The following is a 16,130-nucleotide window of genomic DNA, read 5'->3' as shown; positions in this document are numbered from 1 at the left end:
ATGGCGCCCAAGCCGACTCCCCGTGCCCTTGCTCTTGAACTTTTTTCCGCCGTCCTCGATCGTGATCGTCTGCTGGACGAAATGCTCGAAGATCGTCGCCTGTCGGATCTGGAGGAGCGCGACCGCGCTTTCGTTCGGATGCTGCTTGCCACCACGTTGCGCCGTCTGGGCCAGATCGACGCGCTGATCGCGCTGTGTCTCGATCGTCCGCTTGGACCGCGCGCCGTTCTGGCCTGCCACGCCCTTCGGTTGGGTGTCTGCCAATTGCTGTTCCTCGATCTGCCGCCGCATGCGGCGATCTCGACGACTGTCGATCTGGTCAAGCACACTCCGATGGCCGGGTTCACCGGGTTGATCAACGCGGTGTTGCGCCGTTTGTCGCGTGAAGGAGCCGAGATGATCGCGGCGCAGGATGCCCCTCGTCTCGACACGCCGGATTGGCTGTGGCGGTCGTGGTCGGCGACCTATGGCGACGAGACCGCTCACGCCATCGCTGCCGCCCATCTGACCGAGGCTCCGGTCGATATCACCGTTGCCGCCGATCCCGAGGGCTGGGCCGTTCGGCTGGAGGCTGAAATCCTCCCCACCGGATCGCTGCGGCGTACCGGCGGCGGTGCCGTGTCCCGCTTGGCCGGGTTCGATGAGGGCGGGTGGTGGATTCAAGATGCCGCCGCCGCCCTGCCGGCGCGGCTGTTCGGCGATGTGCGGGGAAAGCGCGTTGTCGATCTATGCGCCGCACCGGGGGGGAAAGCGCTGCAACTGGCCTCGGCCGGGGCGGTGGTGACCGCGCTTGACCGCTCGGCTCCCCGACTGGCGCGATTGTCCGACAATCTGGCCCGGCTGGGGCTGTCCGCCACCATCGTTACCGCCGATGCCGCCACCTGGAGTCCGGGCGAGACCTTCGATGCGGTGCTGCTCGACGCCCCTTGTTCCGCTACCGGAACATTGCGTCGCCATCCCGATGTCGCCCGCCATAAAAGCCCGGCCGACGTCACCAAACTGTCTGCGGCCCAGGCTCGTTTGTTCGATGCGGCGACCGCGTTGCTCGCGCCCGGCGGGGTGCTGATCTATTGCGTTTGCTCGTTGGAACCGCAGGAAGGGATCGATCAGGTCGAACGGGCGCTGGCCGCCGGGGCACCGCTGGTGCGTGATCCGATCCGTCCCGATGAGGTTGGCGGGCTGGGTGAGCTGATCACTCCCGCAGGCGATCTGCGCACGCTGCCCTGTCATTTGGGAGAGAAGGGGGGCATGGATGCCTTCTTCGCCGCCCGTCTGCGCCGGGTCTAAGACGATGGGCCGCCGCTTCGTTCTGATCGACCGCGATGGAACCCTCAACGTCGAAAAGCATTATCTGTCCGATCCCGATCAACTCGAACTGTATCCCGGCGCGGCGGTGGCGGTGCGACGGCTCAACGAGCTTGGGCTGGGAGTGGTGGTGGTCACCAACCAGTCGGGTATCGCGCGGGGCTATTTCGATCTAACCCGGCTGGCGGAGATACACCGCCGCCTTGATGCCTTGTTGGCAGCCGAAGGCGCGCATATCGACGGGCTTTATCTTTGCCCGCACGGTCCCAATGAGGCGTGCGATTGCCGCAAGCCCCGCCCCGGAATGATCCGTCAGGCGGTTGCCGACCATTGCTTCGATCCCGCCCAGGCTTTCGTGATCGGCGACAAGGAAGTCGATATCGAACTGGGCCATGGCGTCGGTGCCATCAGCTTTCTTGTCCGCACCGGCCATGGCATGTCTGCGGTCGAGACGACGCGCGCCGATTATGTCGTCGCTGATCTTCCGGCAGCGGTGGCGGAGATCGAACGGCTGATCGGGTAGAGCAGGGGACGGTTCCAGCCTATTTCGTGTCGCGTGACAGTCGAACCGACAAAACCGCTTCCATCGCGGCGCGGCCGGGCGGTGAGACCAGGGTTACCAGCGCCACCGGGGCGCTGCCGTCGGTGCCGAAGCGCTTCGCCAGGATTTTGGCGAACCATCCCGTTGGATTGAAGACGTAATCGGTAAGGGTCATCCCCTCCATCTCGCGGGTATCGAGCGGGAGCAATGACCCGCCATCCTTCAGTCCGCCGCGCTCGATCATCGCGTCCAGATGCCGCCGCAGGGCGGCGGCATCGGCGAATTCAGCCATCACCGAGCATTGGCCGTCCTGGGGGATCACCACCGAGATAACACCCAATCCGGCCCGGCGCAGCACCCGGACATTTCCATTGCGTTCGCCGAGCAGCGCCTTGGCGACGTCGGGCGGTGCTTCGATAAAGCCGAATTCTCCCCCCGGCGCGGCCGCGGCCAGGGCAGCGGCGGTATCACCGATATTGAGCAGACAGATCTGCCCCAGAACCGCCGTGGCCAGACGGCTGGTCTGATCGCGGACGATAGCGGGATCGAGAACGGGGGCGGTCTGAGCCAAAGCCGGGGCGGAGCACAGCAGCGCCAGCAGCGTCACAACGAGTTTCTGCCTCATGGGGACCTCGTTCCGAGGGTGATGATGGCCTGAAGATTTGGATTCGCGGTCTCGGAGGTGGTGAGAACCACCCGCATTCCGGCCGGTTCGGTCGTATAGAGCTTGATCAGGTCTTCGCGATAAGACCCGGACGGGATCAGATCGATGAAACGAGACCGCATCGCTCCCTTGGTCTCCTCTCCGGCGGTGCGGACCGTAAAGGATTTGCTGAGGCTTGATCGCAGGCCGGTTTCGAGGCGGCGGAACAGCGCCTCGGTCGAGACCTTGCGCACGAACACAACGCAAGTCTCGTCGGGTTTCAGCAGCGCCAGGGTGACTCCGGCGTCGGGCCGGGCCCAGACCGTTCCTTCGCGTCCCTGTAGGAAGGGGACGGCATCGGTGGGAGAAAGCTCGGGCAGATACATGTCTTGCCCTGGCCGCAGATGGTCGCGCAGTTTGGCGTAATCGCCAGCATAGGCGACGCAGCCGAGCAAGAAGGTTCGCGCCGCGACATCGCCGCTGTCCGATGCTGGTGTTGGTGCCGCCTGAGTTTGACCCGTCAGGAGCAGCAGCGCGGCCAGTCCGGCCGTGGTGGCTCTGTGAAGTTTTCTCATGGGGCAAAGCAGACCACAGCCCGCCGTCCGGTTCAAGTCCGGGCCGATCCGGGGGAGGGGTGCCGAAAAGCAACGGGGCCGCTCTCCCAGGAGAGCGGCCCCGCGCCATATCAGTCGATGCTGGCGGACAATCAGCGCAAAGCGATGACCATCGCTTCGGCAATCGCCACCTGACGGGCAGCCCGGCTGCGATCCAGGTCGGTCTGCGCATCGGAGACGGCGAGGTCGGCGGCGGCTCGACGTTCAGCCGCCATCTCGCTGGTCAGTTCCTCCAGCGGAAATGCTTCTTCCGCCAGAACGGTGACCCGCTCGCCGGTGACTTCGGCGAAGCCGCCAGCGATGAAGATCCGGTTGGTGACCTTGCCGTTGTTATGGATGTCGATGACACCGGGCCGCACGGTGGAAATCAACGGAGCGTGCAGGGGAAGGGCGCCGAAATCGCCGTCCTCACCCGGAACCACCACCATTTCCACCGGCTCTGACAACAAGAGCTTTGCCGGCGACACCAATTCGAACTGGATCTTCTCGGCCATGCCGATGTTCCTTTACGTCAGGCGGCTTCGGCGGCCATCTTCTTGGCCTTCTCGATCGCCTCGTCGATACCGCCGACCATGTAGAAGGCGGATTCCGGCAGGTGATCGTACTCGCCAGCGATGATCGCCTTGAAGCCCTTGATGGTCTCTTCCAGCGACACCAGCTTACCCGGCGAGCCGGTGAAGACTTCGGCGACGTGGAAGGGCTGCGACAGGAAGCGCTGGATCTTACGGGCGCGGGCGACGATCAGCTTATCCTCTTCCGACAGTTCATCCATGCCAAGGATGGCAATGATGTCCTGAAGCGACTTGTAGGTCTGAAGGATGCGCTGCACTTCGCGGGCGGTCTCGTAATGCTCCTTGCCGACGACGCGGGGGTCGAGCACGCGCGAGGTCGAGTCGAGCGGATCGACCGCCGGGTAAATACCCAGTTCGGCGATCTGACGCGACAGCACGGTGGTGGCGTCCAAGTGGGCGAACGACGTGGCCGGAGCCGGATCGGTGAGATCGTCAGCCGGGACGTAAATGGCCTGGACCGAGGTGATCGATCCCTTCTTGGTCGAGGTGATCCGCTCCTGCAACGCGCCCATGTCGGTGGCGAGAGTGGGCTGATAGCCCACCGCCGACGGGATGCGGCCCAGCAGAGCCGACACTTCGGAACCGGCCTGGGTGAAGCGGAAGATGTTATCGACGAAGAACAGCACGTCCTGAGCCTCGACGTCGCGGAAATATTCCGCCACGGTCAGACCGGACAGGGCAACGCGGGCGCGGGCACCCGGCGGCTCGTTCATCTGGCCGTACACCAGAGCCACCTTCGAACCGGGGCCGTCCAGCTTAATGACGTTCGACTCGATCATCTCGTGATAGAGGTCGTTACCCTCACGGGTACGCTCGCCGACACCGGCGAACACCGAGTAACCACCGTGCGCCTTGGCGATGTTGTTGATCAATTCCATGATCAAAACCGTCTTGCCGACGCCCGCGCCGCCGAACAGGCCGACCTTGCCGCCCTTGGCGTAGGGAGCCAGCAAATCGATGACCTTAATGCCGGTGACGAGAATTTCAGTCTCGGTCGACTGCTCGATGAATTCCGGCGCGTTGGCGTGGATCGGCGCGCTCGCCTTGGCGTTGATCGGGCCACGCTCGTCGATCGGCTCGCCGATGACGTTCATGATGCGGCCCAGGGTCTCGGGGCCAACGGGAACGCGGATCGCGGTTCCGGTATCGACCGCCTTAGCGCCACGGGTCAGACCGTCGGTCGAGTCCATGGCGATGGTGCGCACGGTGGACTCGCCCAGATGCTGGGCGACTTCCAGCACCAGCTTCCGGCCCTGATGTTCCAGCTCGAGCGCGTTCAGAATGGCCGGCAGCGGGCCTTCGAAGCGCACGTCCACGACCGCGCCCAGGACCTGGGTGATCGTGCCGACATTGTTGATTGCCATGGTGTGCTCCTCGTCTTCCGTCACAGCGCTTCGGCGCCGGAGATGATTTCGATCAGTTCCTTGGTGATCTGGGCCTGGCGCGACCGGTTGTACTTGATCGCCAAGGCGTTGATCATGTCGCCCGCGTTCCGAGTGGCATTATCCATCGCGGTCATCCGTGCGCCCTGCTCCGACGCCTGGCTTTCCAGCAGGGAACGGAACAACTGGGTGGCCAGATTGCGCGGAAGGATCTCGGCCAGGATCTCGGCTTCGCCCGGTTCGAACTCATAGACGGCCCGCGCGGACGCATCGACCGGATCGGTCTCGGCCGGAACCGGGAACGGGATCAATTGCTGGCGGGTGACGTTCTGCGAGATCGCCGATATAAAACGGTTGTAAACGACGGTACAGACATCGAACTCGCCGTTGGCGAACATCTGGGTCACGCGGGTGGCAACCTGATCGGCTTCGGGGAAGGTGATCCCCTTACGACCAAGATTGTCGAACCCCTCGATCATCAGATGACCGTAATCGCGGCGCAACGCCTCGCGGCCCTTGCGACCGACCGGCAGGATGATGACCTTTTTGCCCTGCTTCAGCAGGTCGGCGGCCAACAACCGGGTCGCCCGGGTGATGCTCGAATTGAAACCGCCGCACAGGCCGCGGTCAGCGGTCACCGGGACGATCAGGTGAACCTGATCCGATCCGGTACCAGTCAGCATCGCCGGCGCACCAGCCTGACCGGCCATTGCGCCCGCCAGGGTGCCCAGCATCCGCTCCATGCGTTCGGCGAAGGGCCGGGCCGCTTCCGCCGCGGTCTGGGCCCGGCGAAGCTTGGAGGCCGCGACCATTTTCATGGCCGAGGTGATCTTGCGCGTCGATTTGACGCTGGTGATCCTCAGCCTTAGGTCCTTGAGGCTCGGCATGAACTCCTACACTCCCTTGCGTGACGATTTCTCCGGGGCGGCGGGCGCTTGCCTGCTCTCGGAGGATCGCCCTCGCGACCCTTGGGTGACGAAGCGACGTCCCGCTCCCGATCGGTTGACCGATTCGGGAGCGGAACGTCGCGGCGATCAGGCGAAGGTTTTGGCGAAAGCGACGATGGCCGCCTTCAGCTTCTCTTCGGTCTCGGCCTTAATCTGCTTGTCGGCGGCGATCGAGGTCAAAATCTCCGGCGACTTCGCCTTGATTTCGGCCAGCAGACCGGCTTCGAAGCGGCCAACCTGACGGACGTCGATCTTGTCGAGATAGCCCTTCACACCGGCATAGATCGACACGACTTCTTCTTCGGTCGAAAGCGGCGAGAACTGGGGCTGCTTCAACAGCTCGGTCAGACGGGCGCCGCGATTGAGCAGCTTCTGGGTCGCCGGATCGAGATCCGACGCGAACTGAGCAAAGGCCGCCATTTCGCGATACTGCGCCAGTTCCAGCTTAATCGAGCCGGCAACCTGCTTCATCGCCTTGATCTGCGCGGCCGAACCGACACGGGACACCGACAGGCCGACGTTCACGGCCGGACGAATGCCCTTATAGAACAGTTCGGTTTCGAGGAAGATCTGACCGTCGGTGATCGAAATCACGTTGGTCGGGATATAGGCGGACACGTCGTTGGCCTGGGTCTCGATCACCGGCAGAGCGGTCAGCGAGCCGTTACCGGCGGCGTCGCCCATCTTGGCGGCGCGCTCAAGCAGACGCGAATGGAGATAGAACACGTCGCCCGGATAGGCTTCACGTCCCGGCGGACGACGGAGCAGCAGCGACATCTGACGATAGGCAACCGCCTGCTTCGACAGATCGTCGTAAATGATCAGGGCATGCATGCCGTTGTCGCGGAAATACTCGCCCATCGCACAGCCGGCATAGGGAGCCAGGAACTGAAGCGGAGCGGGTTCGGACGCGGTGGCGGCAACGACGATGGTGTATTCCATCGCGCCGTAATCGGTCAGCGTCTTGACGATCTGGGCGACGGTCGAACGCTTCTGGCCGACGGCGACGTAGATGCAGAACAGCTTGGCCGATTCGTCGGTGCCGCTGTGCCAGCGCTTCTGATTGATGATGGTGTCGATCAGGATCGCGGTCTTGCCGGTCTGACGGTCGCCGATCACCAGTTCGCGCTGTCCACGCCCGATCGGGATCAGGGTATCGATCGCCTTGATGCCGGTCGACATCGGCTCATGCACCGACTTACGCGGAATAATGCCGGGAGCCTTGACGTCGACTCGGGCGCGGCCAGCGGCTTCGATCGGACCCTTGCCGTCGATCGGATTGCCGAGCGCATCAACGACGCGGCCGAGCAGACCCTTGCCCACCGGCACATCGACGATCGCGCCGGTGCGCTTGACGACATCGCCTTCCTTGATCGAGCGGTCGTTGCCGAAAATCACGATGCCGACATTATCGACTTCGAGATTCAGCGCCATCCCCTTGATGCCGCCGGGGAATTCGACCATCTCGCCGGCCTGGACCTTATCAAGGCCATGCACGCGGGCGATACCGTCTCCGACCGACAGGACCTGACCGACCTCGGCAACTTCCGCCTCGGTTCCGAAGCTGGCGATCTGTTGCTTGAGGATTGCGGAGATTTCCGCGGCGCGGATTTCCATTATCCAACCCCTTTCATAGCGAGCTTGAGATGCTGCAGCTTCGTCTTGAGCGAGCTGTCAACCATTTGGGAGCCGACCTTGACCACCAGACCGCCGAGCAGGCCGGGATCGACCTTTACTTCGACGGCGACGGAGCCGCCGAAGGCCGTGCGGAGAGCGGTGGACAAGGCGTCTTGCTGGTCTTGCGACAGCGGAACGGCAGAGACCACTTCGGCCGTCCGTTCTCCGCGACGCGCGGCCAGCCGGCCGAGATAGGAATTGATCGCCGCATCCATCAGGAACAATCGACGGCTTTTGGCCGCCAGTCCCAGGAAGCGGGTGGTAAGGTCGGTGAAGCCTGCGGCCTTGGCCAGGGCGACAATCGCCCGGCCTTGTTCGGCCCGGCTCAACACCGGACTTCCCACCAAGCGGCGGAGGTCGGCACTGTTGTGCAGCATGGCCTTCAACGTCCGGAGATCACCGGCGACGTCGTCAAGGCCGTTTTGAGCCTCTGCCAGCTCGAACAGGGCGCCGGCATAGCGGTCGGCGATCACGCCAATAGTTTCGGATGGCACCTGGGCAAGTCCTTAGGGATCGAGGTTCGAAGCGGCGGCCGCAACATGCTGATCAAGCAAAAACATTCCGTCGCCGACAGGGTTAAGGCCCCTTTAAGCGCGCCGGTTAACTAACACATCGAGTGATGCCTTGCAAGCCCCGAACCTGCCCGTTCGGGGGAGGCGGTGTTATTGGAACCCGGTTGGATCGACGTCTACTTGTACCCTGATCCCCCCTGTCGGCGCTACCCGTCCCAGCCAGTCGCGCAGCCAGGCCTGAAGTGGCACGCCGCGTTCGGCTTTGATGAGGAAGCGGCGGCGGTGCCGACCGCGCAGGAGCGCCAGCGGTGCCGGGGCTGGTCCCAATACGTCGATCCCCGCCGCGGGTGGGGCGGCGCGGCCCAGCCGCCGTGCGAAATCATCGAGTGGATCGGGCTCGGGACCAGACAGGATCAGGGCAGCCAACCGCCCGAACGGAGGCATCAACGCGGCGCGGCGCATCTCGGCTTCACGCTCCATGAACCCGTCGCGGTCGCCTGCAACCAACGCCCGCATCACCGGATGTTCGGGCTGCCAGGTCTGAAGCAGCACCCGGCCCGGCCGTTCGGCGCGTCCGGCACGCCCCGCCACCTGGGATAAAAGTTGAAAGGTGCGTTCGGCGGCGCGCAGATCACCGCCTTCCAGCCCCAGATCGGCATCGATGACGCCGACCAGGGTCAGACGGGGAAAGTGATAGCCTTTGGCGACGATTTGGGTACCGACCAGAAGATCGAGGCGACCTTCGGCCATCGCCCCGACGAGAGCGGCGGCGGCGGCCGGACCGCCGCAGGTGTCCGAGGTCATCACCGCCTGACGCAGATCGGGGAACAACAGGGCGGCCTCTTCGGCAACCCGCTCGACTCCGGGGCCACAGGCGGTGAACCCCTCCTCGGAGCCGCATTCCGGGCAGGATTCCGGCCGCCGAACCGCATAGCCGCAATGGTGGCAGATGAGTCGCCCGGCTCCGCGATGCTCGACCAGCCAGGCAGTGCAGTTGGGGCAGCGCAACCGGAAGCCGCACACCCGGCATAGCGTCAGGGGCGCATAGCCGCGTCGGTTCAGATAAAGCATCGCCTGTTCGCCCGCGGCGGCGGTCTCGGTCAGCGCCGCGACCAGATCGGGGCCAAGCCAGCGGCCGCGCGGCGGTGGGTTGCGACGTAAATCGACCGAGGCAATCGTCGGCAATGCCGCTCCGGCGTGACGATCAGGCAGAACCAGCTTGCGATACCGTCCGGCCTGGACATTGGCGACTGTCTCCAATGCCGGGGTAGCCGAGGCCAAGACCACCGGAATCGCGCCCAGTCGTGCCCGCACCACCGCCATGTCGCGTGCGTGGTAGCTGACGCCATCTTCCTGCTTGAATGCGCCGTCATGCTCTTCATCGACGATGATCAGGCCCAGATCGGAAAAGGGCAGGAACAGGGCCGAGCGAGCTCCTACAACCACCTTGGCCCGTCCTGTCGCCACCGCTCGCCATGTGTCGCGGCGGCGGGTGTCGCCCAGTTCGGAGTGCCATTCGGAGGGGGGGCAGCCGAATCGGCTGGCGAAGCGGTGCAGCCATTGTGTGGACAGCGCGATTTCGGGCAGCAGCACCAGAACTTGTCGGCCAGCGGCCAGAGTCGCCGCCACGGCCTCGAAATAGACCTCGGTTTTTCCCGATCCGGTTACGCCGTCGAGCAGGGTGACCGAAAACCCTCGATCGAGGGAATCGGCCAGTGCCGTTGCCGCTCTGGCCTGATCCGGCGACAGTCGCGGTCCCGGCCAAGCTGCATCGGGCTCGGCGATCGCGGGCGGCAGGCCGGACTCTTCGATCCTCAACGCTCCGGCCTTGATCAGTCCGCGCACCACTCCGGGGCCGACGCCGGCTTCGCGGGCGAGATCGGTGACGGTGAGCGGCGGCAGACGCGCCGCGCAGGCGAGAACCTGGGTGCGGGCGGTGCTGGATCGCAGGTCGGGCTGTGGTTCGACCAGATGGCAGAGCAGGGGGCCGCGCACCGGCTCCAGTGCCGCCGGAACGCTCATTGCCATTTTCAAGACCGCACCAGGGGGGGCCAGGGTATAGGCGGCAACCCAATCGACCAGGGCGCGGAGTGCGTCCGGCATTGGTGGAGCGGCCTCCATCCGTCCGGTGATCGCGCGCAGCCGGGTTTCAGGGATGTCGCCGTCACCCGGTCCCCACGCTACCCCGACCGCCTCGCGATTGCCCAACGGAACCCGAACAAAATCGCCCACCGCGACCGACTCGTGGCCAACGCGATAATCGTAAGGACCGGCCAGCGGAAGTGGTAGCAGCACCGCAATACGACTGCCGGGCGAAAATTCGGGGCGGGGGGGGGTGGCGGAGGCGGCAGGCATGGAGTAGAGTCTATCCGATCAAGGCTCTGGACGACAGATGTTGGAGCCGTCAATGTCTGTGCCTTTATCGTTCCCATAGGTCGAGAAGGGGTTTTCGGAATGGCGCGCAAGCGCGACGATGCGATCGCCGATGTGGCGCTGCCTGACGAGCGGCAGGTCGATGCGTTCCTGAGAGCTCATCCCGACTATCTGATCCGTCACCCCGATCTTCTGCTGGCTTTGTCGCCGCCGTCGCGCTGGCCCAGGGAGAACGGTGTCCTCGATATGCAGATGTTCATGATCGACCGTCTGCACGATGAGCTTGACCGCGTACGCGGTGCCGCCGAACACCTGATCCACACCAGCCGCAGCAACATGTCGATCCAGACCCGTACCCATCGTGCGGTTCTGGCGATTATTGCCGCCGACGATATGGCCGGTCTGGCCGAGGCGGTCAGCGACGATCTGCCCGCCCTTCTTGACGTTGATGTCGCCACTCTCTGTTTCGAGCCGCCTTCGGCCCCGATTCTCGCCCTGACCGCGCCCGGCTTGCTGACGTTGGCCCCCGGTACGGTCGTGCGGATGATGGGGGGCAGCGATCGGGACTGTGCCTTGACGGAAGACATGCCGGGCGATCCCGCTCTGTTCGGCGACGGGGCCGGGCTGGTCCAATCCTCGGCGGTGGTTCGCATCTCTCCCGGCGGAGCCTGTCCAGACGGAATGATGGCTTTGGGCTCGCGCCACAGTCACACCTTCCATGCCGGTCAGGCAACCGAATTGGTCACCTTCCTCGCCCGCGTGCTGGAAGTCTGCGTGCTACGCCTGACGGTGTGATCCTGCCGCTTTCGTCTTTCTTTTTCGTCGGTTAGACGGCGCGGCCGATTCGTGACAGCGAGGCGTCGAGCCGGGCGTCAGCTTCGGCGATCTGGCGGAGTGCGTCACGGGTGAAATCGATATGGGTCTCGGCGGCGGTGCGTGCGGCGGCTTCGTCCCCGGCCAGGACCGCTTCGAGGATGGCGCGATGCTGGTCGAGTAGCAAGTCGCGCACGGCCTGACGTCGGTACAGCATCGCCCGGCTGTAGAACACGTCGTGACAGAGCAGGTCCGACAGCGCCCGCATCACATGCAACATCACCAGATTGTGCGACGCCTCATAGATGGCGAGGTGGAACTCGGCCCCGGCTTCGGCTTCGGCGGCGTGATTGGCGGCGGCATTGGCCGTTTCCATCGCTTCGAACCATCGCTTCAGGCAGGCATGATCGATCTCGGTGGCCCGTAACGCCGCCAGCCCGGTGGCGGCCCCTTCGACCAGACGGCGGAATTCGAGGTAATCCAGAACTGTCTCGGGTCGGGTGTTGAGCAGATCGCGGATCGGCCCGGTAAAGGTCTCGCCCAGCAAGGGCGCGACTCGGGTGGCACCGCCACGTTCGGAAACCAGCAGACCGCGTGCTTCCAGCTTGTCCAGCGCTTCGCGTAGAGAGGGGCGGGAGACATCGAAGCGTGTGGCCAGTTCGCGTTCCGGCAACAATCTCTCTCCCGGACGCAGACTTCCCTCAAGGATCAACCGTTCAAGATGGTGGGCGATGCTGTCCGCCAGTTTTGGAGGTCTGATCCGCTCTGTCATGCCAGCCTTTGATGTGCCATGTCCTGCCGAAATTGGCCGAATGGTCTAGGTACGCCAAAAGACGTTCGTTAGGCAAGTGCAAGAACCCTGTTTACAAGTTCGGTAAAGAGTTTTATCCGTCTTGTCACTTTCGTTCAAAAGGATGACCCATGACCGTCGCCATCCCCTGCCGCCTTCCGCTCCGCAAGCTGCTCGTCGCCAATCGCGGCGAGATCGCGATCCGTATCTGCCGGGCCGCAACCGAGCTGGGGATGTCCACCGTTGCTATCTATTCGACCGAGGATCGCTTCGCGCTGCATCGGTTCAAAGCCGACGAGTCCTATCTGATCGGTAAGGGCAAGGGGCCGATCGAAGCCTATCTCGCCATCGACGAGATCGTGCGAGTGGCGCTCGAGTCCGGCTGTGACGCCGTTCATCCCGGTTATGGCTTCCTGGCGGAAAATCCCGAATTCGCCGATGCGGTGCGTGATGCCGGGCTGGTGTTCGTCGGCCCGTCTTCCGAGGTGATGCGTCTGTTGGGCAATAAGGTTGCCGCCCGCAACCTTGCCATTTCCGCTGGTGTGTCGGTGATGCCCGCGACGGGGCCGCTGCCCGCCGATACCGAGGAATGCCGTCGGCAGGCCGCCGCGATCGGTTATCCGTTGATGCTGAAAGCCAGTTGGGGCGGCGGCGGGCGCGGGATGCGGGTGGTCGAAGGACCGGACGAACTGCCCGAACTGGTCGCGGTGGCTCGGCGCGAGGCCAAGGCCGCGTTCGGCAATGACGAGGTTTATCTTGAAAAGCTGGTCCGCCGCGCCCGCCATGTCGAGGTCCAGATTCTGGGCGATGCCGCGGGCAACCTGATCCATCTGTTCGAGCGCGATTGTTCGGTCCAGCGTCGGAATCAGAAGGTGGTCGAGCGTGCTCCCGCCCCCTATCTCGACGAGACGCAGCGCGCCGCCTTGTGCGGCTCGGCGCTGACGCTGGCGCGGGCGGCTGGGTATAGCAACGCCGGGACCGTCGAGTTCCTGATGGATGTCGATAGCGGTGCCTTCTACTTCATTGAGGTCAATCCTCGGGTTCAGGTCGAACACACCGTTACGGAAGTCGTTACCGGGGTCGATATCGTCAAGGCTCAGATTCGTGTCGCCGCCGGGGCGGTGATCGGTGATCCCTGCGCCGAACTGCCGCACCAGGATGAAGTGCGGTTGAACGGTCACGCCATCCAGTGCCGTATCACCACCGAAGATCCCTCCAATGCGTTCATTCCCGATTACGGCCGGATCACCGCATATCGTGGCGCGGCCGGGTTCGGTATCCGGTTGGACGGCGGAACCGCGTTCTCCGGCGCCCTGATTACCCGCCACTATGATTCGTTGCTGGAGAAGGTCACGGCCTGGGCTCCGACTCCGGACGAGGCGATTGCCCGGATGGACCGCGCCCTGCGTGAGTTCCGTATTCGCGGCGTCGCCACCAACCTGACGTTCCTGGAATCGGTCATCAGCCATCCCAGCTTCGTCGCCTGCGAGTACACCACCCGCTTCATCGACGAGACCCCCGAACTGTTCGCCCGCCAGGAACGGCGCGACCGTGCCAGCCGTCTGCTCCGCTTTGTCGGCGAGGTGATGGTCAATGGCAATCCCGAGGTTGCCGGTTTGGGGCGGCCGAAGGTGATCGCGATGCCCGTCGCGCCCTCCTATCCGCCGATCGCGCCGCCGGAGGGGTCGAAGCAATTGCTCGACCGTCTGGGTGCCGAGGGGCTGGCGGCATGGATGCGCGAGCAGCAGCGGGTGCTGATCACCGACACCACGTTCCGCGACGCCCACCAATCGCTGATCGCGACCCGGATGCGGACTTACGATCTGGCCGCGGCGGCTCCGGCCTATGCCCGTCGTTTGCCCGGCCTGTTCTCGGTCGAGTGCTGGGGAGGAGCGACCTTTGACGTCGCGATGCGTTTCCTCAAGGAAGATCCGTGGGAACGGCTGCGTCTGTTCCGGCGCGAGATGCCCAACCTGCTGCTTCAGATGTTGCTGCGCTCCGCCAACGCCGTCGGCTACACCAATTATCCCGATAATGTGGTGCGCCAGTTCGTCCAGCAGGCGGCATCGAATGGTGTCGATATCTTCCGGGTGTTCGACTCGCTGAACTGGGTCGATAACATGCGGGTCGCCATCGACGCGGTGCGCGAGACCGGTGCGGTGTGCGAAGGCACCATCTGCTATACCGGCGATATCGACGATCCGGCGCGGTCGAAATATGACCTTAAATACTATGTCGCGATGGCTCGGGAGCTGGAAGCGGCCGGAAGCCATATCCTGGGGATCAAGGACATGGCCGGTCTGGCCCGGCCCAAGGCAATTGCCCGGCTGGTCACGGCGCTAAAGCAGGAAGTCGGTCTGCCGATCCATTTCCATACCCACGACACGTCGGGCCTGTCGGCGGCGAGCGTGCTGGCTGCGGTCGATGCCGGCGTCGATGCCGTCGATGCGGCGATGGACGCAATGAGCGGCCTGACCTCTCAGCCGCCGTTGGGGTCGATCTGTGCCGCTCTGGCGCATCACCCTCGCGATCCCGGCTTGGATCATGGCGCGCTGAACGATCTGTCGCGCTATTGGGAAGGGGTGCGGGCGCTGTATTCGCCGTTCGAGGCCGATATTCGTTCGGGCACCGCCGATGTCTATCGCCACGAGATGCCGGGCGGTCAGTATACCAACCTGCGCGCCCAGGCCCGGTCGTTGGGGGTCGAACAGCATTGGGATTGGGTTGCTCAGGCCTATGCCGACGTCAATCTGATGTTCGGCGACGTGGTTAAGGTCACCCCCACCAGCAAGGTGGTCGGCGACATGGCGCTGATGATGGTCACCAGCAATCTGACCCCGGCCGATGTGCTCGACCCGGACAAGGAAATCGCTTTCCCCGAGTCGGTGGTGTCGTTCTTCCGGGGCGATCTGGGCCAGCCGGTCGGCGGCTTTCCCGAGGCGTTGCAGAAAAAAGTGTTGGGGGGAATCGAGCCGATCCGGGTCCGTCCCGGCGCGGTGCTGCCGCCCGCCGATCTTGCCGCCGAGCGTGTCGCGGCCGAAGCCAAGGCCGGGCGGTCGATCAGCGACGCCGAACTGGCGTCATATCTGATGTATCCGAAAGTGTTCACCGATTACGCCGTGCACGAGCGCAGCTTCGGCGATGTCTCGGCGTTGCCGACCGATGTCTTCTTCTACGGCATGACTCCGGGGCAGGAGATCGCGATCGATCTGGAGCGGGGTAAAAGCCTGATCGTCCGCTTCCTCGCCATCGGCGAGGCCGATGAGGATGGCGAGCGCAAGGTATTCTTCGAACTGAACGGCCAGCCGCGCATCGTCCGTATCGACGACAGCAAGGTTGCTCACGTCCGCGTCGCCCGTCCCAAGGCCGAGCCGGGCAACTCTGCCCATGTCGGCGCGCCGATGCCGGGTTTGGTGGTCAGCGTTGCCGTCCGTCCCGGTCAAGCGGTGGAAAAGGGCGATCTGCTGGTTGCGATCGAGGCGATGAAAATGGAAACGGCGGTGCGGGCCGATCGCGCTGGGACTGTCGCCCAGGTGGCGATCACCCCCGGTACCCAGGTCGAGGCCAAGGATCTGTTGGTCGTGTTGGAGTAAGGGAGGGGCGCGGGGGGCACGCGCCCGGAGAGGTGCGGCCCCCGCCCAGGACATGACAGGGACAAGAGCGGGCTTTCGGGCCCGCCCCGACCGGGGCCGGAAAAGCCCCGGCTCTCCCCCCCGGCGTTTCCGGGAGGCTTTAGCCGGGGGGGAGACTCGATTCAGATCGCCTCTTCCCCATCTCCATATGAATCTGACCGCCCCGCAATCCCTCACGGGGGCACGCCTCCGTAAGGTTGCCAATGGCGTCGGGGCATGAGAGTGTCTCGGCGTGAATTGCCGTGACCCGAAGTTGCTGTCGGCAATTTTTATTGTTTAAGAGTTTTCCGATCGGCGTTCGATAGATCGGTCATTCTCTACAAGAAAAA

Annotated in this window: 13 protein-coding genes; 4 read left to right on the top strand and 9 right to left on the bottom strand. The window is 64.2% G+C overall.

Annotated features, from left to right (window positions below; all coding sequences use genetic code 11):
* On the top strand, positions 1-1,287 hold the full coding sequence (locus PHAMO_RS09330; RefSeq protein WP_002728720.1) for an RsmB/NOP family class I SAM-dependent RNA methyltransferase: 1,287 nt from the start codon (positions 1-3) through the stop codon (positions 1,285-1,287).
* Positions 1,253-1,828, top strand: a complete 576-nt coding sequence (locus PHAMO_RS09325) for a D-glycero-alpha-D-manno-heptose-1,7-bisphosphate 7-phosphatase (protein WP_002728718.1) — start codon at positions 1,253-1,255, stop codon at positions 1,826-1,828. Before PHAMO_RS09330 ends, PHAMO_RS09325 begins: the two co-directional genes overlap by 35 nt.
* 19 nt (positions 1,829-1,847) lie before the next feature.
* Here PHAMO_RS09325 and PHAMO_RS09320 read toward each other — a convergent pair whose 3' ends face one another.
* The 8 genes from PHAMO_RS09320 to PHAMO_RS09285 form a co-directional block, all read right to left on the bottom strand.
* Positions 1,848-2,471, bottom strand: coding sequence for an NMCC_0638 family (lipo)protein (locus PHAMO_RS09320; RefSeq protein WP_002728716.1), 624 nt, complete (start codon positions 2,469-2,471; stop codon positions 1,848-1,850).
* Positions 2,468-3,064 (bottom strand): NMCC_0638 family (lipo)protein, encoded by a 597-nt coding sequence (locus PHAMO_RS09315; RefSeq protein ID WP_002728714.1) that lies wholly within the window; start codon positions 3,062-3,064, stop codon positions 2,468-2,470. Before PHAMO_RS09315 ends, PHAMO_RS09320 begins: the two co-directional genes overlap by 4 nt.
* A gap of 131 nt (positions 3,065-3,195) precedes the next feature.
* A complete protein-coding gene (atpC, locus tag PHAMO_RS09310; protein WP_002728713.1) occupies positions 3,196-3,597 on the bottom strand; it encodes an ATP synthase F1 subunit epsilon in 402 nt (133 codons plus the stop codon).
* A 17-nt stretch (positions 3,598-3,614) separates the two neighbouring features.
* The gene (gene atpD / locus PHAMO_RS09305; RefSeq protein ID WP_002728712.1) at positions 3,615-5,039 is read right to left on the bottom strand and encodes a F0F1 ATP synthase subunit beta; all 1,425 of its coding nucleotides are present in this window, start codon (positions 5,037-5,039) and stop codon (positions 3,615-3,617) included.
* A gap of 20 nt (positions 5,040-5,059) precedes the next feature.
* Positions 5,060-5,944 carry a F0F1 ATP synthase subunit gamma gene (locus tag PHAMO_RS09300; RefSeq protein ID WP_002728711.1) on the bottom strand — a complete coding sequence of 295 codons (885 nt, stop codon included), beginning with the start codon at positions 5,942-5,944 and terminating at the stop codon, positions 5,060-5,062.
* Positions 5,945-6,091: 147 nt separating this feature from the next.
* On the bottom strand, positions 6,092-7,621 hold the full coding sequence (atpA, locus tag PHAMO_RS09295) for a F0F1 ATP synthase subunit alpha (protein WP_002728709.1): 1,530 nt from the start codon (positions 7,619-7,621) through the stop codon (positions 6,092-6,094).
* Positions 7,621-8,175, bottom strand: coding sequence for a F0F1 ATP synthase subunit delta (locus PHAMO_RS09290; protein WP_002728708.1), 555 nt, complete (start codon positions 8,173-8,175; stop codon positions 7,621-7,623). The genes atpA and PHAMO_RS09290 overlap by 1 nt, the downstream gene beginning before the upstream one ends.
* Positions 8,176-8,343: 168 nt before the next feature.
* Positions 8,344-10,548 carry a primosomal protein N' gene (locus PHAMO_RS09285; RefSeq protein WP_002728707.1) on the bottom strand — a complete coding sequence of 735 codons (2,205 nt, stop codon included), beginning with the start codon at positions 10,546-10,548 and terminating at the stop codon, positions 8,344-8,346.
* Positions 10,549-10,647: 99 nt separating this feature from the next.
* Between PHAMO_RS09285 and PHAMO_RS09280 the strand changes: the two genes are divergently transcribed.
* Positions 10,648-11,361 carry a DUF484 family protein gene (locus PHAMO_RS09280; protein ID WP_002728705.1) on the top strand — a complete coding sequence of 238 codons (714 nt, stop codon included), beginning with the start codon at positions 10,648-10,650 and terminating at the stop codon, positions 11,359-11,361.
* Between the two features lie 31 nt (positions 11,362-11,392).
* On the opposite strand, the gene PHAMO_RS09275 is transcribed toward PHAMO_RS09280, so the two are convergent.
* The gene (locus tag PHAMO_RS09275) at positions 11,393-12,151 is read right to left on the bottom strand and encodes an FCD domain-containing protein (protein ID WP_002728703.1); all 759 of its coding nucleotides are present in this window, start codon (positions 12,149-12,151) and stop codon (positions 11,393-11,395) included.
* 149 nt (positions 12,152-12,300) lie between these two features.
* Between PHAMO_RS09275 and PHAMO_RS09270 the strand changes: the two genes are divergently transcribed.
* The gene (locus PHAMO_RS09270; protein ID WP_002728701.1) at positions 12,301-15,762 is read left to right on the top strand and encodes a pyruvate carboxylase; all 3,462 of its coding nucleotides are present in this window, start codon (positions 12,301-12,303) and stop codon (positions 15,760-15,762) included.
* Positions 15,763-16,130 lie beyond the last annotated feature (368 nt).

Source organism: Magnetospirillum molischianum DSM 120, from assembly GCF_000294655.1.
Classification (GTDB): Bacteria; Pseudomonadota; Alphaproteobacteria; order Rhodospirillales; family Magnetospirillaceae; genus Phaeospirillum; species Phaeospirillum molischianum.
This window is presented reverse-complemented; position numbering and strand designations above follow the sequence as displayed.

What these genes read in the sequence shown, in the direction of transcription:
- PHAMO_RS09330 (WP_002728720.1), top strand. Translation starts at nt 1, where the DNA reads ATGGCGCCCAAGCCGACTCCCCGTGCCCTTGCTCTTGAACTTTTTTCC.
- PHAMO_RS09325 (WP_002728718.1), top strand. Translation starts at nt 1,253, where the DNA reads ATGCCTTCTTCGCCGCCCGTCTGCGCCGGGTCTAAGACGATGGGCCGC.
- PHAMO_RS09320 (WP_002728716.1), bottom strand. Translation starts at nt 2,471, where the DNA reads ATGAGGCAGAAACTCGTTGTGACGCTGCTGGCGCTGCTGTGCTCCGCC.
- PHAMO_RS09315 (WP_002728714.1), bottom strand. Translation starts at nt 3,064, where the DNA reads ATGAGAAAACTTCACAGAGCCACCACGGCCGGACTGGCCGCGCTGCTG.
- atpC (WP_002728713.1), bottom strand. Translation starts at nt 3,597, where the DNA reads ATGGCCGAGAAGATCCAGTTCGAATTGGTGTCGCCGGCAAAGCTCTTG.
- atpD (WP_002728712.1), bottom strand. Translation starts at nt 5,039, where the DNA reads ATGGCAATCAACAATGTCGGCACGATCACCCAGGTCCTGGGCGCGGTC.
- PHAMO_RS09300 (WP_002728711.1), bottom strand. Translation starts at nt 5,944, where the DNA reads ATGCCGAGCCTCAAGGACCTAAGGCTGAGGATCACCAGCGTCAAATCG.
- atpA (WP_002728709.1), bottom strand. Translation starts at nt 7,621, where the DNA reads ATGGAAATCCGCGCCGCGGAAATCTCCGCAATCCTCAAGCAACAGATC.
- PHAMO_RS09285 (WP_002728707.1), bottom strand. Translation starts at nt 10,548, where the DNA reads ATGCCTGCCGCCTCCGCCACCCCCCCCCGCCCCGAATTTTCGCCCGGC.
- PHAMO_RS09280 (WP_002728705.1), top strand. Translation starts at nt 10,648, where the DNA reads ATGGCGCGCAAGCGCGACGATGCGATCGCCGATGTGGCGCTGCCTGAC.
- PHAMO_RS09275 (WP_002728703.1), bottom strand. Translation starts at nt 12,151, where the DNA reads ATGACAGAGCGGATCAGACCTCCAAAACTGGCGGACAGCATCGCCCAC.
- PHAMO_RS09270 (WP_002728701.1), top strand. Translation starts at nt 12,301, where the DNA reads ATGACCGTCGCCATCCCCTGCCGCCTTCCGCTCCGCAAGCTGCTCGTC.